The following is a 24731-nucleotide window of genomic DNA, read 5'->3' on the forward strand; positions in this document are numbered from 1 at the left end:
CCATGACCCAGACCGTATTGGTGACGGGCGGCGCCGGCTATATCGGCTCGCACGCCTGCAAGGCATTGCGCGACGCGGGCTTCGTGCCCGTGACCTATGACAACCTGTGCACCGGCTGGCAGGAGGCGGTGAAGTTCGGCCCCTTCGAGCAGGGCGACCTGATGGACCGCGCGCGGCTGGACCAGGTCTTTGCCACCCACAAGCCCGTCGCGGTGATGCATTTCGCCGCGCTGAGCCAGGTGGGCGAGGCAATGCGCGAGCCGGGCAAGTACTGGCGCGGCAATGTCAGCGCCTCGCTGAACCTCATCGAGGCGACGCTGGCCGCCGGGGTCGGGAACTTCGTCTTTTCCTCGACCTGCGCGACCTATGGCGACCATGACGGGGTGGTGCTGGACGAAAACACCGTCCAGACGCCGCTGAACGCCTATGGCGCCTCCAAGCGCGCGATCGAGGACATGCTGAAGGATTTCGGCGCCTCGGACGGGCTGCGTTCGGTGATCTTCCGCTATTTCAACGTGGCGGGCGCGGACCCCGATGGCGAGGTGGGCGAATTCCACCAGCCCGAAACCCACCTGATCCCGCTGATCCTGGACGCCGTCGACGGCAAGCGCGCGGCGCTGACCATCCACGGCACCGACTATCCGACGCCGGACGGGACCTGCATCCGCGACTATGTCCATGTCATGGACCTGGTCGATGCGCATGTGCTGGGCCTGCGCCACCTGCTGGCCGGCAAGGTCGCGGACGGCGGTCACGAGGTGTTCTGCCTGGGCACCGGCAACGGCTTCTCGGTGCGCGAGGTCGTGGCCGAGGCGCGTCATGTCACCAACCGGCCCGTGCCCATGCAGGACGGGCCGCGGCGCGGTGGCGATGCGGTCAAGCTGGTCTCGGGTAGCGAAAAGGCCGTCTCGGTCCTGGGGTGGAACCCGGCGCGTTCGACCATGCAGCAGATGGTGGCCGATGCCTGGCGCTGGCACCAGAACGGCGGTTATGCCCGCTGATCCGGCGATCCTGCTGGACATCTCGCGGCTCTTGTCCCGGCTGGGGCGCGGCACCGCCACCGGGATCGACCGGGTCGAGGCCGAATGGCTGGCCCATCTGCAGACCCGCGACCACCTGCTGCTGTGCCGCGTCCCCCGCGGCCAGCTGCTGCTGCCGCCCCCCGCCGGGGCGGCGCTGCTGCGCTGGCTGGCGGGCGATCTGGCCGACCGCCGCGCCCCGGCCCGTGGCACCGCCTGCTGGGCCGTGACACGCTGCGGCTGCGGGCGGTCCGGGGGCTGCGGCGCATGGCGCTGCGCCGTATGGCCGCGCGCCCCGGGGCCTCGGCGCCGATTCGCGCGCCGGCTGGGCGCGGATGCGGCCTATCTGAACCTTGGCCATGCCAACTGGGACCGGCGGGTGATGGCCGCCCTGTCGCCGCTGCCGCGCGCGGTCATGGTCCACGACACCATCCCGCTGGATCATCCCGAATATACCCGTCAGGGCCAGAGCGCGCTGTTTCGCGACCGCTTCGCCGCCGTGCTGGCCGGCGCCGACCTGGTGCTGACCGTATCGCAGGCCAGCGCCCAGTCGGTGCGGGACTGGCAGGGCAGGTTGCGCCAGCGCCGTGCCCTGCCGGTGGTCGCCGCCCCCATCGGCACGCGCCTGGCCGCGCCCGATCCGGCGGGGCTGCCGCCCGGCCTGGACCTGTCGCGGCCCTTCTTCGTGACCCTGGGCACGATCGAGCCGCGCAAGAACCACGCCCTGCTGCTGGACGCCTGGCAGGAACTCTCCCGCCGGCTGGACCCGCCGCGCCTGCCGCAGCTGTTCATCGTCGGCAGCCGCGGCTGGGAAAACGCGGAAACCTTCGCCCGGCTCGACGCGCTGCCGCCGGGCGGGCCGGTGCGCGAACTGAACGGGCTGGACGACGGCGCCGTGGCGGAACTCCTGGGCCGCAGCCACGGCCTCTTGATGCCCAGCCGCGCCGAAGGCTTCGGCCTGCCCCTGACCGAGGCGGCGGCGCGGGGCATTCCCGTCATCTCCGCACCACTTCCGGTTGCACGCGAGCTGCTGGGCGGTTACGCCCGGTACCTGCCACCCGACGATGCCCGCGCCTGGGCCGGGGCCGTGGCGCTGCTGGCGGCGGCTTTGCCCCTGCGCCTGCCGCCCCATCCGGTGCCGCAATGGGACGGCCACTTTGCCCAGGTCGCGGCCGCGATCAGGGAACGATTGCCTGCCGGGGCGGCAGGCGCTATGCCGCGATAGGATGTGAACAAGACCCGTGCCGCGCTTTTTCAGGATCTTTCGCAAGAAACTCAGGCTTCGCGCCCGCAGGCAATATCTGCTGGCGCGGGCGATCCGACGTGGCCGCGGGCTGAAGCCGGTGCAGGACCGCACCCGCCGCATCCGCCCGGGCGACATCCTGCTGTTCATGGTGCTGCGCAACGAAAAGATCCGGCTGCCGTTCTTCCTGGACTATTACCGGCGCATGGGGGTGCAGCACTTCCTGGTCGTGGACAACGGCTCGGACGACGGCGGACGCGAATACCTGACCGAGCAGATGGACGTGTCGGTCTGGCTGACCCATGCCAGCTACAAGGAATCGCGCTTCGGCATGGACTGGATGAACTGGCTGCTGCGCCGCCATGGCGCCGGGCACTGGTGCGTGACGGTCGATCCCGACGAGTTCCTGATCTATCCCCACCACGATTCCCGGCCGCTGAAGGCGCTGACGGACTGGCTCGACGCCTCGGCGGTGCGGTCCTTCTCGGCCATGCTGCTGGACATGTATCCCAAGGGTCCGCTGAACGCCCAGCCCTACCGCGAGGGGGGCGACCCGTTCCAGATCGCCAACTGGTTCGATCCGGCGAACTACACGATCCGCAAGAACGGCGAATACTGGAACCTGTGGATCCAGGGCGGGCCGCGCGGCCGGGTGTTCTTTCCCGACAATCCCGAAAAGGGCCCGGCTCTGAACAAGATCCCGCTGGTGCGCTGGGAACGGCCCTATGTCTATGTCAGTTCGACGCACATGCTGCTGCCGCGCTCGCTCAATGTGGTCTATGACGAGGACGGGGGCGAAAAGGCCTCGGGCTGCCTGCTGCACGCCAAGTTCCTGTCCACCTTCGTCGAGAAATCGGCCGAGGAACTGTCGCGCCGCCAGCATTACGCCGACAGCCAGGAATACATGGCCTATCACTCGGGCCTGCAGGACGATCCCGATTTCTGGTGCGAGGAATCGCGCAGGCTCGAGGACTGGCGCCAGCTCGAGGATCTGGGCCTGATCTCCAAGGGGAACTGGGCATGACGGGCGCGGCGGACAGGACGGGTGCGCCGGGGCCGGTGCAACTGGGCGTGGTGATGCTGTGCCACAACGAGATGCCGACGGCCACGCGGATGGCCCGCGTCTGGGCCGAAGGCGGCGCCCGTGTCGGATCCATGTCGATGCCGATGTCTCGCGCGATGCCTTCGCGACGCTGATGACGGACCTGGCCGGCCAGGACCGGATCGTCGTGTCGCCGCGCTACAGCTGCGAATGGGGCATGTTCAGCCTGGTCCGCGCGACGCAGGATGCGGCCGAACTGCTGCTGGAGCGCTTCCCCGAGGTGACGCATGTGCTGACCGTCTCGGGCTCGTGCCTGCCGCTGCGGCCGGTGGCGGATCTGGTGGCCTTCCTGTCGCGCTATCCGCGGCGCGACTTCATCGAAAGCGTCACGGCCGAAGACGTGGGCTGGACCGTCGGCGGGCTGAACGAGGAACGCTTCACCCTGCGCTTTCCCTTTGCCTATCGCCGCCACCGCCGGCTGTTTGACCGCTATGTCGATTTCCAGCGCCGCTGGAAGATCCGCCGCAAGATCCCCGAGGGGCTGGTCCCGCACCTGGGGTCGCAATGGTGGTGCCTGACCCGCCAGACGCTGCTGGCGATCCTGCAGGACCCCCGGCGGCCGGAATACGACCAGTATTTCAACCGCGTCTGGATCCCCGACGAAAGCTATTTCCAGACCCTGGCGCGGCTGCATTCCAACCGCATCGAAAGCCGGTCGCTGACGCTCTCCAAGTTCGACGATCAGGGCAAGCCCTATATCTTCTACAACGACCATTGCCAGATGCTCGAGGAATCGCGCTGCTTCGTCGCCCGCAAGATCTGGCCCAACGCGACCACGCTTTACGCCCATTTCCCCCGCCCGGCGCAGGGCGCGCCCTCGGCCGCCGAGCCGCAGCCCGAGCGCATCGACCGCGTGATCGGCCAGGCCGTCGCGCGTCGCCGCCTGGGGCGCCCCGGGCTTTACATGCAAAGCCGCTATCCGCTGAAGGACCGCGAGAACGGCAAGACCTCGGCCGCCTATGCGGTGATGCAGGGCTTTACCGACATCTTTCCCGATTTCCCCGACTGGCTGGGCCAGCGCCTGGATGCCGATGTCCACGGCCATGTCATGGCCCAGCACGGGGTCGAATACGCCGGTCAGCGCCGGATCGGGCCGGGGGGGCTCTCGGACAGCGCGCAGCTGCGCGACATGGACCCGCGCGGCTTCATCGCCAACCTGATCCGGGTGTCGCCGCGGATGCAGGTCATCCAGTACAGCCCGCGCGACCAGCAGAACCTGAACTGGCTGATGGCGACCGACCCGAACGCCCGGATCTTCGTCATCACCGGCGCCTGGGCGGTGCCGCTGCTGCATTCGGGCATGCCCTTCGACGACATCCGCCGGGTCGCGGCCATCCTGCAGCGCACCGAACTGGCGCAGATCGACGTGCTGAACTCGGTCTGGCTCAAGGCGCGCACCCGGATCTGGAACCTGGGCATTTCTGCGCCCGCCCCGCCGGCGCGCTGCAATCGGTGCTGCGCGACCTGGGCGGCGATCCCGAATCCGCCGCCAACCTGCCGGCGATGCGCGAACTGGCGGGCATGGGGCGGTTCCTGCAACGGCTGCGCAACGCGGGGCTGCGGCCCCAGCTCATGGGGGATTTCCCCGTGACCGACACCCTTCCGACCAAGGATCCCGCCTGACATGACCCAGACCTTCCAGCGCTTCGTGATCTTTGCGGAAATGCGCACCGGCTCGAACCTGCTCGAGGCGACGCTGAACGCCGTCAAGCGCGTCACCTGCTTTGGCGAGGCGTTCAACCCCTACATGATGGGCTGGCCCGACAAGGACGAGCTGAAGGGCATCACCCGCGCCGAGCGCGAGGCCGACCCGATGCGCCTGCTGCGGGCACTGTGGGACAAGCCCAACCACCTGTCGGGCTTTCGCTATTTCCACGACCACGATCCCCGCGTCCTCGACGCGATCCTGGACGACCGCGCCTGTGCCAAGATCGTGCTGACCCGCAACCCGGTCGACAGCTACGTCTCGACCGCGCTCGCCCGCCAGACCAACCAGTGGAAGCTGAACGAGACCGAAACCCCGATCCCCGCCTCGGTCCCCTTCGACGGGGCCGAGTTCCGCCAGGTCCTGGCCGAGGTCGAGGAGTTCCAGCTGAAGATCCAGCACCGCCTGCAGGTCACCGGCCAGACCGCCTTCTGGCTGGGGTACGAGGATCTGCGCGACGCGGGCGTGATGACGGGCCTGTTGCACTGGCTGGGCCGCACCGAACTGGAGCGGGTCGAGCCGGCCAACGACCAGGTGCCGCAAAACCCGCGCGAACTGTCCGAAAAGGTCCAGAACTTCGACCAGATGCAGGCGGAACTGGCCCGGCTCGACCCCTTCGCGCTGCGCAAGATCCCGAACTTCGAGCCGCGCAAGGGCCCGAACGTGCCCAGCTTCCTGGCGGCCGAGGCGGGGCGGGGGCTGGTCTTCATGCCGATCAAGGGCGGCCCCTCGGACCCGGTCGAAACCTGGCTCCGGGCGATGGGCGCGGTCGCGGGGGACCTGAACCAGAACGGCCTGCGCCAGTGGAAGCGCGACCACCCCGGCCACCGCAGCTTCACCGTGCTGCGCCACCCGCTGCGCCGCGCCTGGACCGCCTTCGCCTCGCTCATCCACGGCAAGAACGCCGAACTGCGCGAGCTGATGCGCCGCATCCACCGCGTGCCGCTGCCGCCCGAGGAGGCGCTGGCGGACCTGCCGGAAGGCCGGCAGGCCGAGCTGTTCGAGGCGTTCCTGGATTTCCTGCGCCGCAACCTGAACGCCCAGACCACCTTGCCGACCTATCCCGGCTGGGCCAGCCAGTCCGAGGTCCTGGCCGGGTTTTCTCGCTTTGGCGCGCCCGACATGGTGCTGCGCGAAAGCGATCTGGCGCGCGACCTGTCCTGGCTTGCGGCCAGCGCCGGGATCAAGGCCCCGGCCGATCTGCCCGTGCCCGAGCCGATGCCCGCCTTCCTGAACGACCAGAAACTGCGCGGCGCGGCCAAGCGGGCGTATCTGCGCGACTATGTGGCCTTCGGCTTTTCGGGCCAGCCCTGATCCCTAGCCCTGCGGCGTCATCGCCTTGCGCTGGCGGTTGCGCTCCAGCCCCAGCTGGCGTTCGCGCCAGATGATCAGGATGCCCGCCAGGATGACCAGGGCGGCGCCGGCCAGCATGGCGCCGGTCGGGGCCTCGGCAAAGACGAACCAGCCGATCAGCAGCGCCAGCACCATCGACACATAGTCGAAGGGTGCGATCAGCGAGGCATCGGCATAGCGATAGGCCGAGGTCAGCAGGATCTGCGCCACGCCCCCCAGCAGCCCGATCGCGACCAGCATGGCCAGGGTGCCCGCGTCGGGCATGACCCAGCCGAACGGCAGCGTCAGCAGGCCCAGCAGCGTCGAGGTGACCGAAAACCAGAACACGATGGCCGAGGTACGCTCCTCTTGCGCCAGCTTGCGCACAAAGATCATGGCCATGGCGGTGCAGGCCGCCCCGGTCAGCGTGACGACCGCACCCAGGCTGTGGCGCGGGTCGCCCGTGACGCCGGCGCCCAGCCGGGGCGACAAGACGATCACCACCCCCAGCAGGCCCAGCGCCACCATCGACAGGCGGAACAGGCGCACCGGCTCGCCCAGAAACATCGCGGCCAGGATCACGGTCAGCAGCGGCGCGGCATAGCCGATGGCCGTGACCTCGGGCAGGGGCAGCAGCGCCAAGGCCCAGAAGCTCATGCACATGGCGGCGCTGCCGACCAGCCCGCGATAGAAATGCCCCATCGGCCGGTGCGTGCGCAGGCCGACGCCCAGTTCCCCGCGCATCGCAAGCCAGACCAGAATGACCGGGATGGCAAAGAAGGAGCGGAAGAACATCTGCTGCCCCGGCGGAATCGGCAGCGCGCCCCCGGCGGTGGCCTTGACCAGGGACGACATCACCGTGAACACGACGACGCTGAGGCTTTTCAGCAGGATGCCGCGCAGCGGGCTTGATTGGGTCGGGATCATGGCAACCGTTCGCAGGCCCAGCCGGCCGCGTCGGCGACCGCGGGATCGGGATCATCGCGCAAGGCTTCAGCCAAGGGCCGCAGATGTGCAAGCCCCGAATTGCCGATGGCGTAAAGCACGTTGCGAACCATGCGGTCGCGCCCGATCCGCTTGATCGGACTGCCCGAAAAACGCGCTCGGAACGCCGCATCGTCCAGCTGCGCCAGCTCGGCCAGCGCCGGCGCGCCATGCGGGCCGTGATAGCGCATCTCGCTGGCCTCTTGCGCGAACTTGTTCCACGGACAGGCCGCCAGGCAGTCGTCGCAGCCATAGATGCGGTTCCCAAGCATGGGCCGCAGTTCGGGATCGACCGGGCCGCGATGCTCGATCGTCAGATAGGACACGCAGCGCCGCGCATCCAGCTGATAGGGCGCAGGAAAGGCGCCGGTCGGGCAGGCGTCCAGGCAGGCGCGGCAGGACCCGCACCGCTCACGCTCGGGTGCGTCGCGGGGCAGCTCCAGCGTGGTGAAGATCGCGCCCAGGAAGAACCAGCTGCCCAGGTCCCGCGACAGAAGGTTGGTGTGCTTGCCCTGCCAGCCCAGCCCCGCCGCCTGCGCCAGCGGCTTCTCCATCACCGGGGCGGTGTCCACGAACACCTTGATCTCACACCCGGTCAGGTTGACCAGCCAGCCGCCCAGCCGCTTCAGCCGCTTCTTGACCAGGTCGTGATAATCGCGGCCCTGGGCATAGACGCTGACCGCGCCGCGATCACGCTGGTCCAGCACCGCCAGCGGGTCGTGGCCCGGGGTGTAAAGCTCGGCCAGCATGATGACCGACCGCGCCTCGGGCCACAGCGCGGACGGATCGGCACGCCAATGCGCGCGATCCGCCATCCAGTCCATCTGGCCGTGGCGGCCCTGCTCCAGGAACGCCGCCAGCCGTTCGGGCAGCTGCGGGTTGGCGTCGGGGGCGCAGATGCCCAGGGCCGAAAACCCCTCGGCCCGGGCCTGCTCGGTCAGCCGCGAACGGATCTCGGCCGGGTCAGAAATCCAGCAGCGCATAATGCGGCGCCGGGTGCACCCCCGGCAGGTGGTCGGCCAGCAGGCTGCGGAAGGCCGGGCGCGACTTGATCTTGGCATACCATTCCTGCACCTCGGTCGAATGGGTCCAGTCCACGTCCGAGATGTAGTCGAGACAGGAAATATGCGCCGCCGCCGTGAAATCGGCCAGCGTCATCACGTCGCCCGCCAGCCAGCGCCGGTGCTCCAGCAGCGATTTCATGTAGTCCATGTGATAGCGGATGGCCGAGAGGCCGGCCTTGACGGTGCGGCTGTCGGGGTATCCGGCGCGCATGACCTTCTTCCAGACCCGCTCGTTCATCACCGGGCGGGTGCATTCGGCGTTGAACTTGTCGTCGAACCAGGAACACAGCCGTCGCACCTCGTAGCGGTCGATGGCGGCATGGGGCATCAGCGCGGGGGTCGGGACGCTTTCGTCCAGGTATTCGCAGATCGCCTGGCTTTCGGCCAGCAGCCGGCCGTCCATGCGCAAGACCGGCAGCTTGCCCGCCGGGTTGCGGCGCCAGATTTCCGAGCCCGGCTCCCAGTAGCGGTCCTCGACAAGCTCGACCTCGATCCGCTTCTCGGCCAGCACCAGCCGCACCTTGCGGCAGAACGGCGACAGCGCAATGTGGTAAAGGCGAATCGTGGACTGACTGTTCATCTGGGGAAAACCGGCTTTGTCGCGAACCATCCCGTCTGATACGCCTCGGGGGCCCGGGTTTCAACCGGGATGGGTGGCGCACGCGCCCGCCCGCCGGAAACCGCTTGCGTGCCGCTGCGGGCTGTGGGCTGATGTCCGCCAGTGCCGGGCGCCAAGGCCCGCCCAACAGCAGAGGAACGCCATGACCCGAAGCGCAAGGATCACCGCCGCCGCCGCTCTCCTGACCGCCGCCGCCGCCCTGCCGGCCCTGGCCCAGGACCCGGCGCAATGCGCAACCGTCCGCCTGTCCGACCCGGGCTGGACCGACATCACCGCCACGAACGGCGTCGCCACCGCCGTGCTGACCGGCCTCGGCTACAAGCCCAACGTCGCCACCCTGTCCGTCCCCGTCGGCTACGAGGCGCTCAAGCAGGGCGACACCGACATCTTCCTGGGCAACTGGATGCCGGCAGCAGAAGTTCCGCGACGACCTCGACGCCTCGGGCGTGACCGAGGTGCTGGTCCAGAACCTCGAGGGCGCCAAGTTCACCCTGGCCGTGACCGACGCCGCCAAGGATCTGAACGTCAAGGACTTCGCCGATCTCGACGCGCACAAGGACGCCTTCCAGGGCAAGATCTACGGCATCGAGCCCGGCGCCCCCGCGAACCAGTCCATCGCCAAGATGATCGCCGAGGACAAGTTCGGCCTGGGCGACTGGGAACTGGTCGAATCGGGCGAACAGGCGATGCTGGCGCAGGTTGCGCGCAACGACGGCGCGGGCACCCCTTCGGTCTTTCTGGCCTGGGCGCCGCATCCGATGAACGTGAACCTCAAGATCACCTACCTGTCGGGCGGGGACGAGGAGTTCGGCCCGAACTTCGGCGGCGCCACCGTCCACACCGTCGCCCGCAAGGAATGGGTCGCGGCCTGCCCGAATGTCGCCAAGCTCTTCCGGCAGATGGTCTTTACCGTGGACCAGGAAAACCAGCTGATGGGCAAGATCCTGGACGAGGGCGCGGATGCGACCGATGCTGCGAAGGACTGGATCAAGGCCAATCCCGATGCGGCGAAAGCATGGCTTGACGGCGTCACCACTCTGGATGGAAAACCCGGCGCGGATGCAGTCCTCGCCTCGGTGGAATAAGTGAAACGACCCAATATCCTGATCGTCATGGCGGACCAGCTGTCGGGGGTCCTGTTCCCCGACGGCCCCGCCGATTTCCTGCATGTTCCGCACCTGCGGGCGCTGGCCGGACGCGCGACGCGCTATGCGAACTGCTACACCGGCAGCCCGCTTTGCGCCCCGGGCCGGGCCAGCTTCATGTCGGGCCAGCTGCCCCGCCGCACCCGGGTCTATGACAACGCGGCCGAGTTCTGCTCGGACATCCCGACCTATGCCCACCACTTGCGCCGGGCGGGCTATCACACCTGCCTGTCGGGCAAGATGCATTTCGTCGGCCCCGACCAGCTGCACGGGTTCGAGGAGCGGCTGACCACCGACATCTATCCCGCCGATTTCGGCTGGACCCCCGACTACCGCAAGCCGGGCGAGCGGATCGACTGGTGGTATCATAACCTCGGCTCCGTCACGGCGCCGGCATGGCCGAGATCACCAACCAGTACGAATACGGCGACGACGTTGACGACAAGTCCATTTTCAACTCTAATAAAAATGCAGCGCGTTTTCCCTGCATCGCACTGCTGAGACAGCTTCACCCATCCGCCACCGAACCCTTCGTCGCCCGGCGCAAGTATTGGGACCTTTACGACGGCATCCCGGAACTCGAACCGCCCGCAGGCATGGACTACCAGGACATGGACCCCCATTCGCAGCGCCTGATGGACGCCTGCGACTGGCGCGGCCTGACCGTCACGCCCGACCACATCCGCCGCGCGCGCCAGGGCTATTTCGCCAACATCAGCTATATCGACGACAAGCTGGGCGAGCTGATGGACGTGCTCACGCGCACCCGGCAGGAGGCCATCGTCCTCTTCCTGTCCGACCACGGCGAGATGCTGGGCCAGCGCGGCCTGTGGTTCAAGATGAACTTCTTCGAACCCTCGGCCCGCGTGCCCCTGATGATCGCCGCCCCCGGCATGGCGCCCGGCCGCGTCGACACGCCCGTCTCGACCATCGACGTGCTGCCGACGCTCTGCGACCTCGCCGGCATCTCGATGGACGAGGTGATGCCCTGGACCGACGGCCGCTCGCTGGCGCGCGGCGCGGCCGACCGCGGCCCGGTGGCGATGGAATACGCGGCCGAGGGCAGCATCGCGCCGCTGGTCTGCCGCGCGACGGGAGTGATTACTCTCCTGCCGAGTCATGCAGTCAGTCCTGCTGCTCTTCAACCTGGCCGGATCCCGCCGAACAGGTGAACCGCGCCGCGACCCCGCCTGCGCCCCGGTGCTGCACCGCCTGCGGGCGATGGCGGCCGACCGCTGGGATCTCGACGCCTATGACGCCGAGGTGCGCGAAAGCCAGGCCCGCCGCTGGGTGGTCTACGAGGCGCTGCGCAACGGCGCCTATTTCCCCTGGGACCACCAGCCGCTGATGCAGGCCTCCGAACGCTACATGCGCAACCACATGGACCTGAACGTGCTGGAAGAATCCAAGCGCTTCCCGCGCGGGGAATAGGGCCGGACGAAGCGCGCGGGTCGCCCGGGCAGGGCAACACGGCAGGGTTTCCTTGTTGCCCAAATACCCTCCCGACCCCGCGCCGTCCTCGGAACGCTTCAGTCGAACAGGTCCAGCGTCCGCGCCAGATCGCTCCAGTCGAGGGTGAAAACCGTGTCGTTGCCCTCGGCCACCAGCAGGCCGTAACGCTGGCCCAGCCGGTCGGACAGCTGCTTCAGCGTGGCGGCCACCCGGTCGGGCGGCTGGATCGGCACGATGGCGGCGTCCGGGGGCGCGACGTTGATGCCGTGGACCAGATGGCTGCCCTCGACGCCGACGATGGCGCGGGCGTTCCCGCAGGCCTCGATCAGGTCGTCCGCCGTGACCTTCAGCGGGTCGATGACCAGAAAGCCGCGCTCGCGCTCCAGCCGCTCGGCCAGTTCAGCCTCGTTGCGCAGCAGCCGCAGGTCGCCGCCGCGCCCGCGCAGCAGGAACACGCCCGGCACCGGCGCGGGGCTGCGCCCGGCCAGCAGCCGGTCGCGCAGTTCGCGCTGGCGGCGCCATTTGTCGGCGTTGTTCGACAGATCGCCGAACAGCACCAGCTCGTCGAAATGCACGTCGCCCGCGATGCGGCCCGGGGTCACGCCCAGCAACGCCTCGTAGCGCGCGGCATGGCTGTTCGGCGCGGGGGCAGGGGCCGTGGTCATCGCCATGCCGGTCGCCTGCGCCAGGGGCCAGGCCCAGCCCGCCATAGCCAGCTTCCGAACCAGCGGTTCGGGTCCAGGTCTCGTAAAGCGCCGCGCTGACCGTCCCGGGGCTGGAACGCCAGCCCCAGCCGGTTCCGGCGGCTGCGCAGATGCAGCTCGGCTCCGGGCCGGTACAGCACCCCGTCCACCAGGTCGACGTCGCGAAAGCGCCAGCCCATGGTCGGCCCTTCCCAGGCCTCGCCGTCGCGGGTCAGCGCCTCGATGGTCTCGGGCAGGGTGGCGAAGACGCTGGCCCGGATGCGGCCGACCTGGCCCGGCAGGCTGACCGAGGGGCGGAACACCAGCGTCGAGGCCGGCGCCTCCTCCCAGGTCTCGATGGCGCCGTCGGTGAAATGCGGCTCGGGGCGACGGGCAAGCTTGCGCAGGCGCGCGCTATAGGGGCGCAGGGGGTTGGGCATGGCTCAGGCGCGGTCCCCCGTGCTCTCGGCCGCCCACTCCCCGGCCGCCCCCTCGACCAGCACCGGGGAAAAGAACCGCTTGCTGCGGCTGCCCGTGGTCAGCGGCCCGATCAGCTCGACGCAGCGCCGGTAATGCTCGGTCGCGCGATGGGCGTCCAGCGCCGCCTCGTCGGCAAAGATCTCGTAGCAATGGAAGCGGTTCTCGTCCTCGGGGTCGGCCAGCAGGTCGAAGCGGATGTTGCCCGGCTCGGCCCGCGTCCCCTCCCAGTTGATCCGGAAGGCCGCGACAAAGGCGTCCCGCTGGCCGGGGCGCACCTCGAACTGGACAAGCTGGATCAACATGAAAACTCCTCGGTCAATGGGTCTGGCGAGCGACGCTTGCATTTGGCACCATAACGCCGGGCCGAGACAAGGGCGAAGGGCCGCAACGGTGCCTGTGTCAACGAAACCCGGTCAGGGCCCGGGTGTTCCCTCGCGGCGATCCCCGCCGCACAACCGAAAGGATTTTCAGCGTGTCCGATCTTGTGGTCATTGCCTTCGATGACGAGGCGACGGGCTTCGAGCTGCGCAGCGAACTGGTCAAGATGCAGACCGAATACCTGATCCAGCTCGAGGACGCGGTGGTCGTCACCCGTCCCTCGGCCGAAGACATCCAGCTGCACCAGGCGGTGAACCTGACCGCCGCCGGCGCGGTGGGCGGCGGCTTCTGGGGCACGCTGGTCGGGCTTTTGTTCCTGAACCCGCTGCTCGGCGCGGCGGTCGGCGCGGCCTCGGGGGCGATCGCGGGCAAGCTCAGCGATGTCGGGATCAACGACGACTTCATGCGCAGCCTCGGCCAGTCGATCCCGCCCGGCGGCTCGGCGGTGTTCATCCTGGTGCGCAAGATGACGGCCGACAAGGTGCTGGCGCGGCTGGAAAGCTTCCGCCTGCGCGGCCGCGTGCTGCAGACCTCGCTGCCCGACGCCCAGGAGGAGCGGCTGCGCGAGGCCTTCGCCGGCGGCAAGCTCGGCAGCGCGCTCGGGGTTCCGGCGGCCGACACCGCCCCCGCCTCCGGCGCCACCGCGGCGGAATCCGAAACCGCCCCCACCTCGGGCCAGGGCACCAGCTCTTCGGGCTTCGCCTCGTCCTCGTGACGGGGGCGCGGGCGCGGGACGCTTGACGCAAAGGGGCTGGCCGTGACAGGACGCGGCCATGCCCCGCCGCAGCGACACCCTTCCCGACCCCGAGGCCCTGGCCCAGAGCGATGCGCCAAGGGCCCGCCGCCGCCTGCGCCCGCTGCGCCGGGGCGCCTGGTGGCTGGCCGGCTGGCTGCGCCGGATCGGGCTGCGCTCTTGGCGCTGATGGCGGCGCTGGTCCTGCTGTTCTCGGTCGTGAACCCGCCGACCAGCTGGACCATCATCGCCGGCCAGCGCGAATTCCCGGGCCGCGCCGAACGGCAGTGGACCGACATCGACGACATCGCTCCCCAGATGGTGCGCGCCGTCGTCGCCGCCGAGGACGCCAATTTCTGCCGCCACTGGGGCTTCGACATGGTCGAGATCCGCCGCGTCATCGCCTCGGGCTCCAGCCGGGGGGCCTCGACCATCACCCAGCAGACCGCCAAGAACGTCTTTCTGTGGCAGGGCCGCAGCTGGCCGCGCAAGGCTCTGGAAACGCTCTACACCCCGATGATCGAGGCGCTCTGGTCCAAGCGCCGCATCGTCGAGGTCTATCTGAACCTGGCCGAGTTCGGGCGCGGCGTCTTCGGCGTCCACGCGGCGGCGCAGCACTATTTCAAGACCACCCCCGACCGGCTGACAATGGCGCAGGCGGCGGCGCTGGCCTCGATCCTGCCCGCGCCCAAGACGCGCAACCCGCAGACCGGCTCGGCCCGGACCCGGGCCATCGTCTCGGGCGCGCGCACCATCCAGGCCGACGGGCGCGACAGCTGCCTGGTGCTGCTGCCGCCCGGCCGCTAGGGCGCTAGGGGCCAGTCGATGTCCACCCAGACCAGCCGATGGCTGGACGCGGCCTCGGCGGTCCCGTCCTCGGGCCAGTGGACGCCCGCGCCCAGAACGCCCAGCTCCTTGCCCGGCAGGACGTAATCCACCCGCAGGTTGCCCGGCGGCCTGTCGTCGGGCCAGTCGCCGGTGTCCAGCCCCGGGTCCCCCTTCTGCGCCGCGTTCACCCCCAGCGCGCCGGCGCGCCGCCCGCCTTCGCTGCGGGGCAGGGGGTCCTGCACCCGCGCCATGATCCGCGCCAGCGCGCCCGGGTCGCCCGCGCTGTCAAGGGCATCCATGTTCAGCTTGCCCGCCAGCACGAAGGGCGCGTCCGGCAGGTGCCCCAGCCAGAAGGCCAGCTCGTCGTGGTTGCGCCCGATGTTGCGCTCGCCCCGCCCGAAGGCCGGGGGCGAGGCCGCCATCGCCAGCACATGCAGCCCCCGCCCGCCGACCGTCACCACCGCATCCCAATGCGCCACCGAAGGCAGGCGCTGCACCGCCGCCACCTCGGGCGGGGCCGGGGGCATCCGGTTGCCGGGCAGGTCGCGCCACAGGAAACCGCTGTAATCCGTGACCGGCCCGATCGGGTGGCGCGACAGCAGGACCATGCCGCCCTGGCCCGAAAACCGGCCAAAGCCCTGCCGGTCGTCGGGCGTGCCGCGCCGCCCGTCGCCGTCCATGTCCAGCCCGGTGACCATGCCCGCGTTCGGCCGCCCGGCGAAGGCATGAGGGTAGTCCACCCCCGCCGCCGCCAGCCGGGCGCGAAAGGCGGCCAGCGCGCGCCCCTCGTGGTCCCAGTCAAAGCCGGTCAGCAGCAGGATGTCGGGCCGCACCGCCGCGATCACGCCCAGAACCGCGTCGATCTGCGCGTCCTTGCGGCCAAGATCGCGCAACAAAAGCCCCGGCCCGTCGCGCGACAGGCCGGGGTCGAACGTGGCGATCCGCAGCGGCTGGCCCCAGGCCGCCGGGGCGGCCAGCGCCGACAGCAGCGCGATCAGCCGGATCAGACCCAAGGCCGGCTCTGGGCCATCTGCGCCTCGTAGGCGTCGATGGCGGGGGCCTTTTCCATGGTCAGGCCGATGTCGTCCAGCCCGTTCAGCAGGCAGTGCTTGCGGAACGGGTCCACCTGGAACGGAAAGCTCTGCCCGTCCGAGGTCGTCACGGTCTGGTTTTCCAGATCGACCGTCATGCGCGCGTTGGCGCCCTTGCGGGCATCCTCCATCAGCACCTCGACCACTTCGGGCGGCATGACGATGGGCAGGATGCCGTTCTTGAAGCAGTTGTTGAAGAAGTTGTCGGCAAAGCTGGTCAGCCGCGCGGCTGCCGAAATCGAGCAGCGCTCAGGGCGCGTGCTCGCGCGACGACCCGCAGCCGAAATTGTCGCCCGCCACGATGATCTCGGCCTGGCGATAGGCCGGCTGGTTCAGGACGAAATCCGGGACTTCGCTGCCGTCGGGGTTGTAGCGCATCTCGTCGAACAGGTTCTTGCCCAGGCCCGAACGATGGATCGTCTTCAGGAACTGCTTGGGGATGATCATGTCGGTGTCGATGTTGACCAGCGGCATGGGGGCCGCGATGCCGGTCAGGGTGGTGAACTTGTCCATGGATGTCCTCGTGGAATTGACTGGCCGCCCCTGCGGCCGTTAACCTTTTCGCGCCGGTTTCCGAGTTCCGCCGCAAGGATGTTTCATATGTTTGGCTTTGCAAGTTTCGCGGCGCTGCGCGCCTGCGTGTCCCGCGACTGGACGCCCGCCATCGGCGACCCGGAGGTGACGGGCTGGCTGACGGTCCTGGCCTATCTGCTGTGCATGGTTCTGGCGGTGCGGGTGCTGACCCGCCGGCCGCCCCAGGCCGCGCGCGGGCTGTGGCTGGGCATCGCGCCGCTGATGGGCTTTCTGGCGCTGAACAAGCAGCTCGACCTGCAGACCGCGCTGACCGCGACCGGGCGCTGCATGGCCCATGCCCAGGGCTGGTACGACAACCGCGCTCTGGTGCAGCTGGGCTTCATCGCGGGCCTCATCCTGCTGGTGGTGCTGGTCCTGACAGTCGCGCTCCGTTCGCTCAAGGGACGGCTGCGCATGAACGGGCTGGCCCTTCTGGGCCTTGCCGTGCTCTGCGGCTTCGTCCTGGTGCGGGCGGTGGGCTTTCATCACGTGGACCAACTCATCAGCATGGATTTCGCGCGTCTCCCGTTCAACTTCTGGTTCGAGAACGCGGGGCTTTTCCTGATCGCCGTCAATGCCCTGTGGCTGGCGGGGCGGGACAGCGCGCCCCGCCCCGCCGCCGTCAGACCGTTTCAGAGATAAGCGCGCGCACGTCGGTCAGGTGGCCCCTGATCGCCGCCGCCGCCGCCATCACCGGCGACATCAGATGCGTGCGCCCGCCCCGGCCCATGCGGCCCTCGAAGTTGCGGTTCGAGGTCGCGGCGCAGCGCTCGCCCGGCGCCAGCTGGTCGGGGTTCATGCCCAGGCACATGGAACAGCCCGCCAGCCGCCATTCGAAGCCGGCATCGGTGAAGATCTTGTCCAGGCCCTCCTCCTCGGCCTGCATGCGGACCAGGCCCGAGCCGGGGACGACCATGCCCCGCACGCCCGGCGCCAGCTTCTGGCCCTTCAGGATGCCGGCGGCGGCGCGCAGGTCCTCGATCCGGCCGTTGGTGCAGGACCCGATAAAGACCGCGTCGATCTTGATCTCCTCCAGCGGCGTGCCGGGCTTCAGGCCCATATAGTCCAGGCTGCGGCGCGCGGCCTCGACCTTGCCGCCCTCGAAATCCTCGGGGGCGGGGACGACGGCGGTGATCGGCAGCACGTCCTCGGGCGAGGTGCCCCAGGTCACGACCGGGGCGATGTCCTCGCCGCGGATGGTGACGACCTTGTCCCAATGCGCGCCCTCGTCGGAAAACAACGTTTTCCACCAGGCGACGGCGGCTTCCCAGGCCGCGCCCTTGGGGGCATGCGGGCGGCCCATGCAGTATTCGAAGGTCTTTTCGTCCGGCGCGATCAGCCCGGCGCGGGCGCCGCCCTCGATCGCCATGTTGCAGACGGTCATGCGGCCTTCCATCGACAGGGCGCGGATCGCCTCGCCGCAATATTCGATGACATAGCCGGTGCCGCCGGCGGTGCCGGTCTTGCCGATCACCGCCAGCGTGATGTCCTTGGCGGTGACGCCGGGCATCAGGCGGCCGGTGATCTCGACCTTCATGTTCTTCGATTTCTTCTGGATCAGCGTCTGGGTGGCCAGGACGTGCTCCACCTCGGAGGTGCCGATGCCATGCGCCAGCGCCCCAAAGGCGCCATGCGTCGCGGTGTGGCTGTCGCCGCAGACGACGGTCATGCCGGGCAGGGTCCAGCCCTGTTCGGGGCCGACGATATGCACGATGCCCTGGCGGATGTCGCTCATCGGGTAATAGTTCAGGCCGAACTCGCGGGCGTTCTTGTCCAGCTCCGCGACCTGGATGCGGCCCTCGGGGTTCTCGATCCCGTTCACGCGGTCAGGCGTGGTCGGCACGTTGTGGTCCGGCACGGCGATGGTCTGGTCGGGCCGGCGCACCTTGCGCCCGGCCATGCGCAGCCCCTCGAAGGCCTGGGGCGAGGTCACTTCGTGGACCAGGTGGCGGTCGATGTACAGCACGCAGGTGCCGTCCTCGGCCCGCTCGACCACATGGGCGTCAAAGATCTTGTCGTACAGCGTGCGGGGCGCGCCCGCGTTCATGGTGCCTGTCATGGCTTTCTCTTTCCGAAAGAGTAGCTGGTGGGGTCATGGATCGGGCCGCCCGCCTGTCGGGGGGGTGTCCCAGGGGCGCGCACAAGCATGCGCCCGCTGCCGTCAAAGTCGGGCGGTGACGGACAGGCTTTCGCCGTAGAACCGACCCGGCAGCCGGGCGCGGTCATGGATGTCGAAATAGACGAATCCTTGCATGAGCGCCATTTTACGCCGGTTTTCGCCATCAGGCAATATGGCAGCCGGGGCGGAGGACCGGCGGTGTACGCCCTGTGTACGCGCGGTGTACGCCCGGTGCGGACGCCCCGATGAGCTTTCGGTCACGCGGCGGGCACGGTTCTGTTAATTCATTCTTGGCATCCAGTCCCTATGGTCAAGCCCGGACGAAAGGTGATCTGCCATGATGATTCGTATTTTCCTGCGGGCGTTTCCGCTGCTTTGCGCCGCGCTCTTCACGCTTGCCGTCTTCGTCGCGCAAACCCCGGCGGAACGCGCGCGCCAACTGTTGCGGCTGGAAACCGACCGGCTGGCCTGGGCCGAAGGCCTGGTCAAATGCCCGGAAACATGGGATAATCTTCCGCTGTCGGCCTGCCGGGTCCAGGCCGCGGCCCGCGTCCTGCCCACAAATCTGGCCGCCCCGCATTGAGCCGGGGCAATTCCATGCTACATTATAAGGGCCCCGGCGCCGGGGGAGAGCGGCGCGATGACCGGAGGATGAACCCCTGTCCAATACCGTCTCGCCGGTGACTGCACCGGCTGCGACCGCCGCGATGCCCGGGCTGACCAGCGATCAGCTTCTGGATCGCATTCTTGCCTCGCTCGACGACGACAAGGCCGAAGAGGTCGTGACCATCGACCTGCGCGGCCGTTCAGCCATGGCCGACCATATGGTGATCGCCTCGGGCCGGAACGCGCGCCAGGTCGCGTCGATCGCGGAAAAGCTGGTCGAGCGTCTGAAGGAGCAGACCGGCCGCTCGGCCCGCGTCGAAGGCAAGGACACCGGCGACTGGGTGCTGATCGACACCGACGACGTGATCGTCCATGTCTTCCGCCCCGAGGTGCGCGAGTTCTATCAGCTTGAAAAGATGTGGATGCCGGCGGATGCGCTGCGCTCGGCCACGCTGGACAGGCTGCGCGCCGATCACGCCGCCGACGAAGCCGCCCACCGCCCGCAGGGCTGACGGGCCGGACGCATGCGGATGGTCATTGCCGCGGTCGGGCGGCTGCGGCAGGGCCCCGAGGCGGCGCTGATCGCCGATTATCTCGACCGTCACGCCAAGGCGGGCCGCGCCTTGGGCCTGCCCCCCGTGACCATCGCCGAGGTCGAGGACAAGCGCGGCGGCGGCATGGCGGCCGAGGCGGCGCTGCTGGATCGGGTCATTCCCTCCGATGCGGCGCTGGTGACGCTGGACGAACGCGGCCAGATGCTGACCTCGCCGGAATTCGCAGACCGGATCGCGGGGTTCCGGGACCAGGCTCGCGACATCGCCTTCGTCATCGGCGGCGCCGACGGGATCGACCCCGCCCTGCGGGCCCGCGCCGCGCTGTCGGTCAGCTTGGGCCGCATGGTCTGGCCCCATATGCTGGTGCGTGTCATGCTGGCCGAACAGATCTATCGCGCGACCACCATCCTGGCCGGCAGCCCCTATCACCGCGCCTGATCGTTAAAACTTTAGGAATATTTAACCTTAACAATGGGTTAAAATCGCGCGACGAGGGTTAACATGATCCTGTCCGCACGATGATTCCCGGGTTTCGGCATGGCCTCGCCTTCGATCAGCAGCTCTTCTCCGGTTCCGGCCCTGGCCCCCGCCCCGGGCGCGGCGCGGGACCTTTCCGTCAGCCCCGACCGCGTTGTGGTGCCCCCCGAAGCCACCCGCCCGGGCGAGGAGGATGTCGGGCTGCGGCCCGGCCGCGACCAGGCCGGGTCCCGGGACGACACCGCGCCCCGCGACGGCTTCCGGCTCAGGACGATGCCATCGAGCGGCTGGGAGCGAAGACCCCGCGCTCGAGGCGCGCATCCGCGCCGAGGCCGAGGCCGCGCTGGCCCGCGCCCGCGCGATGGCGGCCGATGCCGACACGCCCCTGGATCAGGCCGCGTTCCGCGCCGAGGTCATCGACTATCTCAAGGCACTACCGAGCGTCCGGCCTTTGCCCGCGCGCTTGAACGCGGGCCATCGTCGTCCGCCCCGCAGCGGGCGACGAGGTCCCGCAGATGCAGCCCGAACTGACCCACGCCGTCGATCGCAGCGGTGCGCTGCGTTCGGGCGCGCCGCTGCCGGGCGAGGGCGTGGACAGGAACGACTTCGTGGCCTGGTGGCCGCCTAGGCCTCAGGCCCCGGATCGGGCATCCGGATCGGGCCAGGCGTCGATGATCGCCAGCGCTTCCTCGGCCGTATCGACAAAGCTGATCAGGTCCAGGTCCTCGGGGCTGATGGTGCCGGCCTCGGCCAGGGCCTGCCAGTCGATCACCCGGTCCCAGAACTCCTTGCCGAACAGGATGAAGGGCACCCGCGTCATCCGGCCGGTCTGGATCAGGGTCAGCGCCTCGAACATCTCGTCCATGGTGCCGAAGCCGCCGGGGAACACCGTGACCGCCCGCGCCCGCATCAGGAAATGCATCTTGCGGATCGCGAAATAGTGGAAGTTGAAGCACAGGTCCGGCGTCACATAGGCGTTCGGCGCCTGTTCGTGCGGCAGCACGATCGACAGGCCGATGGAGACGCCCCCGGCCTCGGCCGCGCCCAGGTTGCCCGCCTCCATCACGCCGGGGCCGCCGCCGGTGCAGATCACGTTCTCGGCGCCCTTGCTCTCCAGGCTGCGCCGCGTCATCAGCCGGGCAAAGATCCGCGCTTCCTCGTAATAGCGGGACAGTTCGGCCAGGACGGGGGTGCGCGCACCGGCCCGCGCCTCGGGGGCGGGGATGCGCGCGCCGCCGAACATGACGATGGTCGAACGCACGCCCAGGGCATCCATGATCATCTGCGGCTTCAGCAGCTCCAACTGCAGCCGCACCGGGCGCAATTCCTCGCGCAGCAGGAATTCGTTGTCGGTAAAGGCCAGCCGATAGGCCGGAGCGCGGGTCTGGGGCGTGTCGGGCACCTGCCGGATGGCGGCGGCATCCTGCTGGCTGTCGCGGAACGGGTGGGCGCGCTCGTCTTCGTCGATCATCGAAACCTCTGGCAGGCGGCGCGGATTGCGCGACCGCACCCCTGGGCTTATAGCCCTTGCGTGACAGTTTCCACCCGAGAGAGGCCAGACCCATGTCGAATGACGCCCTAGAAGCCGCCATCGAATCCGCCTGGGAGACCCGCGACCGGATCACCCCCGACACCCGGGGCGAGGCCCGCGATGCCATCGAGGCGACGCTCGAGGCGCTGGACAAGGGCGTCCTGCGCGTGGCCGAAAAGCGCGGCGCCGACTGGCATGTGAACCAGTGGGCGAAAAAGGCCGTGCTGCTGGGCTTTCGCCTGAAGGACATGGAGATGCAGTCGGGCGGTCCGCAGGGCGGCGGCTGGTGGGACAAGGTGGACAGCAAGTTCCTGGGCTGGGACGATGCGCGCTGGCGCGAGGCCGGGTTCCGCGCCGTGCCGAACTGCGTCGTGCGCCGCTCGGCCTATATCGCCAGGGGCGTGGTCCTGATGCCCAGTTTCGTGAACCTGGGCGCCTATGTCGACGAAGGCACCATGGTCGATACCTGGGCCACGGTCGGGTCCTGCGCGCAGATCGGCAAGAACGTCCACCTGTCGGGCGGCGTCGGCATCGGTGGCGTGCTGGAACCGATGCAGGCCGGCCCGACCATCATCGAGGACAACTGCTTCATCGGCGCCCGCTCCGAGGTGGTCGAGGGCTGCATCGTGCGCGAAGGCTCGGTCCTGGGCATGGGCGTGTTCATCGGCAAATCGACCAAGATCGTGGACCGCGAGACCGGCGAAGTCATGTATGGCGAGGTGCCGGCGGGTTCGGTCGTGGTCGCGGGCTCGATGCCGTCCAAGAACGGCGTGAACCTGTACTGCGCAGTGATCGTCAAGCGGGTGGACGCGCAGACGCGGTCGAAAACCTCGATCAACGAGCTTCTGCGCGACTGAGGACGCGGAACCGCGCCGCCCGCTTCAGCGTTGCCCGACCAAGACAACCTTATGAAGGGGAAGGGAATATGGAAGGAATGGGATGGATCGCCGCGATCATCGTCGGCGCTCTGGCGGGTTGGATCGCGGAAAACCTGATGAAGTCCGAACACGGGCTTTTGCTGAACATCATCCTGGGGATCCTGGGCGCGGTGCTGATGAACTTCATCTTCGTCACCCTGCTCGGCTCGACCCTGGGGGGCTGGCTCGGGCAGCTTGTGGTCGGCGTGATCGGCGCCTGCGTGCTGATCTGGCTGGGCCGGGTGCTGCGACGCAACAGCTAAGCCCCTGCGGGCTGATCGAAACGGGGCGGTCCTGCCGGGCCGCCCTTTTTGCCGCCTTGCGCATCGGGCCGGGGCCTGTCACATCCGGCAAGGACGATGGGAAGGACGCGATGACGAACGCCAGCCAACAGGTCTATACGCTTCTGGTCCAGGTCGGACGCGCCGCCGACGACGGCTTGCCCGAGGGCGCGACGGGCGCGGCGCTGGTCTGCTACGCCTCGGGCCGGGACGAGGACGAGGCGGTGCGCGAGACCGTCGCCCTCCTCAAGCAGGCGGGCCTTGCGCCGCTTGAGGTGACGGGCCACGGCAGCATCGACGAACGCCTGGCCGAGGGGCATGAGATCCCGACCGAGGAGCGGGGCCTGATGGACCGCGCGCTGGCCGAGAACGCGGTGATCGTGGCCCAGATGGAGCCCCTGTTTCCCGATCAGGACTGACCTATCCACCCGGCGCGGCCTGCGCTAGACTGCCCGCAACCATAACAAGAGCGCGGGCAAGGACAGGCATGAACAAAGGCATCTATCGCATGGCGGCCACCGGGCTGCTGACCCTGGCGCTGGCGGGCTGCGGCGCATCCATGAACCAGTCGCCCGGCGCCCTGGGTGGCGGCTATTTCGGCGGGCTTCCGACCGCGAACGGGCAGGGGTCCGAGGCCGGGTTCCAGACCTGGGTCGCCAGCTTCCGCCCCCGGGCGCTGGCCGCCGGGATTTCGCCCCAGGTCTTTGACGGCGCGATGGGGCAGGCGCATTTCATGCCCAGCCTGATCGCGCTGGACCGCAAGCAATCCGAGTTCTCCAAGCCGATCTGGGACTATCTGGACGGAGCCATCGGCACCCGCGTCGGGACCGGCCGGTCCAAGGCGGCGCAATACGCGTCCACGCTGGCCGCCATCGAGGCGCGCTACGGCGTCCCGCGCGAGATCGTGCTGGCCGTCTGGGGGATGGAATCGAACTTCGGGGCGGGCCGGGGCAGCACGCCCATCGTGCCGGCCCTGGCCACGCTGGCCTATGACGGGCGGCGGGGCGAGTTCTTTGCCGGCGAACTGGTCGCCGCGCTGCGCATCATCCAGGCGGGCGACGTGGACAGCGCCCATATGGTGGGCAGCTGGGCGGGCGCCATGGGGCACACCCAGTTCATGCCCAGTTCCTTCCTGTCGCATGCGGCCGACTTCAACGGCGACGGGCGGCGCGACATCTGGTCGGACGATCCGACCGACGCGCTGGCCTCGACCGCGCATTACCTGCGCCAGAACGGCTGGCAGCCCGGCCAGCCCTGGGGGGCCGAGGTGATCCTGCCCTCGGGCTTCGACTACAACCAGGTCAGCAAGTCGGTCGAGAAATCGGGCAGCCAGTGGACCGCGATGGGGGTCAGGACGGCAAGCGGCCGGCCGGTGCCCTCGGGCGCGATCATCGCGCCGGCGGGGGCGCGGGGGCCGGCCTTCCTGATCACGCGAACTTCCGGGCGATCCTGAAATACAACGCCTCGGACAGCTATGCGCTGGCGGTCAGCTTCCTGGGCGACGCGATTGCCGGGCGCCCGGGCATCCAGGCGCCTGGCCGCGCGGCGACCGCACCCTGTCGCAGCGAAAAGGCCGAGATCCAGCGCCTGCTGATGGCGCGCGGCTTCGACACCGGCGGCGCCGACGGCAAGCTGGGCGCGAAGTCGGTCGAGGCGGTCAAGGGCTTCCAGCGCTCGCGCGGGATGGTGCCGGACGGCTATGCCGACGCAAACCTGCTGGCGCTGCTGCGCGGATAAGGCGCGCACCACCGTCGCCCGGTTTTCGGCCATCTGCATCCGGCATGGACCAAAAACCGGGCAACTAACAAAGCCTTG

At 69.0% G+C, this 24731-nt stretch carries 25 protein-coding genes and 4 pseudogenes; 19 read left to right on the plus strand and 10 right to left on the minus strand.

Annotated elements, in window-relative coordinates:
* Window positions 1-2 precede the first annotated feature (2 nt).
* The 5 genes and pseudogenes from galE (at window position 3) to DPM13_RS10540 (ending at window position 6383) form a co-directional block, all read left to right on the plus strand.
* A complete protein-coding gene (galE, locus tag DPM13_RS10520) occupies window positions 3-1001 on the plus strand; it encodes a UDP-glucose 4-epimerase GalE (RefSeq protein ID WP_028721176.1) in 999 nt (332 codons plus the stop codon).
* Window positions 991-2244, plus strand: a complete 1254-nt coding sequence (locus DPM13_RS10525; RefSeq protein WP_189654636.1) for a glycosyltransferase family 4 protein — start codon at window positions 991-993, stop codon at window positions 2242-2244. The genes galE and DPM13_RS10525 overlap by 11 nt, the downstream gene beginning before the upstream one ends.
* Window positions 2245-2260: 16 nt before the next feature.
* Window positions 2261-3286 (plus strand): glycosyltransferase family 2 protein, encoded by a 1026-nt coding sequence (locus DPM13_RS10530; protein ID WP_099648678.1) that lies wholly within the window; start codon window positions 2261-2263, stop codon window positions 3284-3286.
* A pseudogene (locus tag DPM13_RS10535) lies at window positions 3283-4987 on the plus strand (DUF5927 domain-containing protein). The gene DPM13_RS10530 and the pseudogene DPM13_RS10535 overlap by 4 nt, the downstream one beginning before the upstream one ends.
* Before the next feature lies 1 nt (window position 4988).
* The gene (locus DPM13_RS10540; protein ID WP_112887982.1) at window positions 4989-6383 is read left to right on the plus strand and encodes a hypothetical protein; all 1395 of its coding nucleotides are present in this window, start codon (window positions 4989-4991) and stop codon (window positions 6381-6383) included.
* 3 nt (window positions 6384-6386) lie between these two features.
* Here the strand turns inward: DPM13_RS10540 and DPM13_RS10545 are convergent, their stop codons facing one another.
* Genes DPM13_RS10545 through fzlA form a run of 3 tightly spaced genes read right to left on the minus strand, consistent with a single transcriptional unit; the run spans window position 6387 to window position 9029 of the window.
* On the minus strand, window positions 6387-7328 hold the full coding sequence (locus tag DPM13_RS10545; RefSeq protein WP_028721171.1) for a DMT family transporter: 942 nt from the start codon (window positions 7326-7328) through the stop codon (window positions 6387-6389).
* Window positions 7325-8368, minus strand: coding sequence for a tRNA epoxyqueuosine(34) reductase QueG (queG, locus tag DPM13_RS10550; RefSeq protein ID WP_112887983.1), 1044 nt, complete (start codon window positions 8366-8368; stop codon window positions 7325-7327). Before queG ends, DPM13_RS10545 begins: the two co-directional genes overlap by 4 nt.
* A complete protein-coding gene (gene fzlA / locus DPM13_RS10555) occupies window positions 8349-9029 on the minus strand; it encodes an FtsZ-binding protein FzlA (RefSeq protein WP_028721169.1) in 681 nt (226 codons plus the stop codon). The genes queG and fzlA overlap by 20 nt, the downstream gene beginning before the upstream one ends.
* Before the next feature lie 181 nt (window positions 9030-9210).
* Between fzlA and choX the strand changes: the two are divergent.
* Window positions 9211-10153: pseudogene (choX, locus tag DPM13_RS10560) on the plus strand (choline ABC transporter substrate-binding protein).
* Window positions 10154-11644, plus strand: a pseudogene (gene betC / locus DPM13_RS10565) (choline-sulfatase).
* Window positions 11645-11742: 98 nt separating this feature from the next.
* Here the strand turns inward: betC and DPM13_RS10570 are convergent.
* Genes DPM13_RS10570 through DPM13_RS10580 form a run of 3 tightly spaced genes read right to left on the minus strand, consistent with a single transcriptional unit; the run spans window position 11743 to window position 13130 of the window.
* Entirely contained in the window at window positions 11743-12375 is a 633-nt protein-coding gene (locus DPM13_RS10570) for a glycosyltransferase 61 family protein (protein WP_112887984.1), read from the minus strand.
* Window positions 12327-12788, minus strand: coding sequence for a hypothetical protein (locus DPM13_RS10575; protein WP_112887985.1), 462 nt, complete (start codon window positions 12786-12788; stop codon window positions 12327-12329). Before DPM13_RS10575 ends, DPM13_RS10570 begins: the two co-directional genes overlap by 49 nt.
* Window positions 12789-12791: 3 nt before the next feature.
* Window positions 12792-13130: an antibiotic biosynthesis monooxygenase gene (locus tag DPM13_RS10580; RefSeq protein WP_112887986.1), complete on the minus strand. Its 339-nt coding sequence runs from the start codon at window positions 13128-13130 to the stop codon at window positions 12792-12794.
* A 170-nt stretch (window positions 13131-13300) separates the two neighbouring features.
* Here DPM13_RS10580 and DPM13_RS10585 point away from each other — a divergent pair, with 170 nt between their 5' ends.
* From DPM13_RS10585 to mtgA, 3 genes are read left to right on the plus strand one after another with little or no spacing between them, the layout of a single operon-like run.
* A complete protein-coding gene (locus DPM13_RS10585; RefSeq protein WP_112887987.1) occupies window positions 13301-13921 on the plus strand; it encodes a DUF1269 domain-containing protein in 621 nt (206 codons plus the stop codon).
* 58 nt (window positions 13922-13979) lie between these two features.
* Window positions 13980-14129, plus strand: a complete 150-nt coding sequence (locus DPM13_RS23080) for a hypothetical protein (RefSeq protein WP_223251946.1) — start codon at window positions 13980-13982, stop codon at window positions 14127-14129.
* Window positions 14081-14746 carry a monofunctional biosynthetic peptidoglycan transglycosylase gene (gene mtgA / locus DPM13_RS10590; RefSeq protein WP_223251947.1) on the plus strand — a complete coding sequence of 222 codons (666 nt, stop codon included), beginning with the start codon at window positions 14081-14083 and terminating at the stop codon, window positions 14744-14746. Before DPM13_RS23080 ends, mtgA begins: the two co-directional genes overlap by 49 nt.
* Here mtgA and DPM13_RS10595 read toward each other — a convergent pair.
* Complete coding sequence (locus DPM13_RS10595) at window positions 14743-15780, minus strand: endonuclease/exonuclease/phosphatase family protein (protein WP_112887988.1); 1038 nt, start codon at window positions 15778-15780, stop codon at window positions 14743-14745. The genes mtgA and DPM13_RS10595 overlap by 4 nt on opposite strands.
* Window positions 15771-16371: pseudogene (leuD, locus tag DPM13_RS10600) on the minus strand (3-isopropylmalate dehydratase small subunit). Before leuD ends, DPM13_RS10595 begins: the two are co-directional and overlap by 10 nt.
* A gap of 87 nt (window positions 16372-16458) precedes the next feature.
* On the opposite strand from leuD, the gene DPM13_RS10605 reads away from it, so the two are divergent.
* On the plus strand, window positions 16459-17073 hold the full coding sequence (locus tag DPM13_RS10605; protein ID WP_223251948.1) for a hypothetical protein: 615 nt from the start codon (window positions 16459-16461) through the stop codon (window positions 17071-17073).
* On the opposite strand, the gene leuC is transcribed toward DPM13_RS10605, so the two are convergent.
* Window positions 17054-18490, minus strand: a complete 1437-nt coding sequence (gene leuC, locus DPM13_RS10610; RefSeq protein WP_099648689.1) for a 3-isopropylmalate dehydratase large subunit — start codon at window positions 18488-18490, stop codon at window positions 17054-17056. The genes DPM13_RS10605 and leuC overlap by 20 nt on opposite strands.
* Window positions 18491-18887: 397 nt before the next feature.
* On the opposite strand from leuC, the gene DPM13_RS10615 reads away from it, so the two are divergent.
* The 3 genes from DPM13_RS10615 to rlmH all read left to right on the plus strand — a co-directional run bounded on the left by DPM13_RS10615 (window position 18888) and on the right by rlmH (window position 20148).
* Window positions 18888-19133 (plus strand): hypothetical protein, encoded by a 246-nt coding sequence (locus DPM13_RS10615; RefSeq protein WP_028721158.1) that lies wholly within the window; start codon window positions 18888-18890, stop codon window positions 19131-19133.
* Between the two features lie 124 nt (window positions 19134-19257).
* Window positions 19258-19668: a ribosome silencing factor gene (rsfS, locus tag DPM13_RS10620; RefSeq protein WP_112887989.1), complete on the plus strand. Its 411-nt coding sequence runs from the start codon at window positions 19258-19260 to the stop codon at window positions 19666-19668.
* A 12-nt stretch (window positions 19669-19680) separates the two neighbouring features.
* Window positions 19681-20148, plus strand: coding sequence for a 23S rRNA (pseudouridine(1915)-N(3))-methyltransferase RlmH (gene rlmH, locus DPM13_RS10625; protein WP_112887990.1), 468 nt, complete (start codon window positions 19681-19683; stop codon window positions 20146-20148).
* Window positions 20149-20818: 670 nt separating this feature from the next.
* Here rlmH and DPM13_RS10630 read toward each other — a convergent pair.
* Window positions 20819-21658 (minus strand): LOG family protein, encoded by an 840-nt coding sequence (locus tag DPM13_RS10630; RefSeq protein WP_112887991.1) that lies wholly within the window; start codon window positions 21656-21658, stop codon window positions 20819-20821.
* A 92-nt stretch (window positions 21659-21750) separates the two neighbouring features.
* Between DPM13_RS10630 and dapD the strand changes: the two genes are divergently transcribed.
* The 5 genes from dapD to DPM13_RS23085 all read left to right on the plus strand — a co-directional run bounded on the left by dapD (window position 21751) and on the right by DPM13_RS23085 (window position 24653).
* Window positions 21751-22575, plus strand: coding sequence for a 2,3,4,5-tetrahydropyridine-2,6-dicarboxylate N-succinyltransferase (gene dapD, locus DPM13_RS10635; protein WP_080621679.1), 825 nt, complete (start codon window positions 21751-21753; stop codon window positions 22573-22575).
* A gap of 68 nt (window positions 22576-22643) precedes the next feature.
* On the plus strand, window positions 22644-22898 hold the full coding sequence (locus tag DPM13_RS10640; protein ID WP_112887992.1) for a GlsB/YeaQ/YmgE family stress response membrane protein: 255 nt from the start codon (window positions 22644-22646) through the stop codon (window positions 22896-22898).
* Between the two features lie 110 nt (window positions 22899-23008).
* A complete protein-coding gene (locus tag DPM13_RS10645; protein ID WP_112888755.1) occupies window positions 23009-23335 on the plus strand; it encodes a hypothetical protein in 327 nt (108 codons plus the stop codon).
* Between the two features lie 68 nt (window positions 23336-23403).
* Window positions 23404-24369 (plus strand): lytic murein transglycosylase, encoded by a 966-nt coding sequence (locus DPM13_RS10650; protein ID WP_223251949.1) that lies wholly within the window; start codon window positions 23404-23406, stop codon window positions 24367-24369.
* Window positions 24370-24509: 140 nt separating this feature from the next.
* The gene (locus DPM13_RS23085) at window positions 24510-24653 is read left to right on the plus strand and encodes a peptidoglycan-binding domain-containing protein (protein ID WP_262983343.1); all 144 of its coding nucleotides are present in this window, start codon (window positions 24510-24512) and stop codon (window positions 24651-24653) included.
* Window positions 24654-24731 lie beyond the last annotated feature (78 nt).

It is taken from the genome of Paracoccus mutanolyticus (assembly GCF_003285265.1).
GTDB lineage: Bacteria > Pseudomonadota > Alphaproteobacteria > Rhodobacterales > Rhodobacteraceae > Paracoccus > Paracoccus yeei.

Coding starts and splice junctions, on each gene's coding strand:
- galE (WP_028721176.1), top strand. CDS start 3: ATGACCCAGACCGTATTGGTGACGGGCGGCGCCGGCTATATCGGCTCG.
- DPM13_RS10525 (WP_189654636.1), top strand. CDS start 991: ATGCCCGCTGATCCGGCGATCCTGCTGGACATCTCGCGGCTCTTGTCC.
- DPM13_RS10540 (WP_112887982.1), top strand. CDS start 4,989: ATGACCCAGACCTTCCAGCGCTTCGTGATCTTTGCGGAAATGCGCACC.
- DPM13_RS10545 (WP_028721171.1), bottom strand. CDS start 7,328: ATGATCCCGACCCAATCAAGCCCGCTGCGCGGCATCCTGCTGAAAAGC.
- queG (WP_112887983.1), bottom strand. CDS start 8,368: ATGCGCTGCTGGATTTCTGACCCGGCCGAGATCCGTTCGCGGCTGACC.
- fzlA (WP_028721169.1), bottom strand. CDS start 9,029: ATGAACAGTCAGTCCACGATTCGCCTTTACCACATTGCGCTGTCGCCG.
- DPM13_RS10570 (WP_112887984.1), bottom strand. CDS start 12,375: ATGGCGGGCTGGGCCTGGCCCCTGGCGCAGGCGACCGGCATGGCGATG.
- DPM13_RS10575 (WP_112887985.1), bottom strand. CDS start 12,788: ATGCCCAACCCCCTGCGCCCCTATAGCGCGCGCCTGCGCAAGCTTGCC.
- DPM13_RS10580 (WP_112887986.1), bottom strand. CDS start 13,130: ATGTTGATCCAGCTTGTCCAGTTCGAGGTGCGCCCCGGCCAGCGGGAC.
- DPM13_RS23080 (WP_223251946.1), top strand. CDS start 13,980: ATGCCCCGCCGCAGCGACACCCTTCCCGACCCCGAGGCCCTGGCCCAG.
- DPM13_RS10605 (WP_223251948.1), top strand. CDS start 16,459: ATGTTTGGCTTTGCAAGTTTCGCGGCGCTGCGCGCCTGCGTGTCCCGC.
- leuC (WP_099648689.1), bottom strand. CDS start 18,490: ATGACAGGCACCATGAACGCGGGCGCGCCCCGCACGCTGTACGACAAG.
- DPM13_RS10615 (WP_028721158.1), top strand. CDS start 18,888: ATGATGATTCGTATTTTCCTGCGGGCGTTTCCGCTGCTTTGCGCCGCG.
- rsfS (WP_112887989.1), top strand. CDS start 19,258: ATGCCCGGGCTGACCAGCGATCAGCTTCTGGATCGCATTCTTGCCTCG.
- rlmH (WP_112887990.1), top strand. CDS start 19,681: ATGCGGATGGTCATTGCCGCGGTCGGGCGGCTGCGGCAGGGCCCCGAG.
- DPM13_RS10630 (WP_112887991.1), bottom strand. CDS start 21,658: ATGATCGACGAAGACGAGCGCGCCCACCCGTTCCGCGACAGCCAGCAG.
- dapD (WP_080621679.1), top strand. CDS start 21,751: ATGTCGAATGACGCCCTAGAAGCCGCCATCGAATCCGCCTGGGAGACC.
- DPM13_RS10640 (WP_112887992.1), top strand. CDS start 22,644: ATGGAAGGAATGGGATGGATCGCCGCGATCATCGTCGGCGCTCTGGCG.
- DPM13_RS10645 (WP_112888755.1), top strand. CDS start 23,009: ATGACGAACGCCAGCCAACAGGTCTATACGCTTCTGGTCCAGGTCGGA.
- DPM13_RS10650 (WP_223251949.1), top strand. CDS start 23,404: ATGAACAAAGGCATCTATCGCATGGCGGCCACCGGGCTGCTGACCCTG.
- DPM13_RS23085 (WP_262983343.1), top strand. CDS start 24,510: ATGGCGCGCGGCTTCGACACCGGCGGCGCCGACGGCAAGCTGGGCGCG.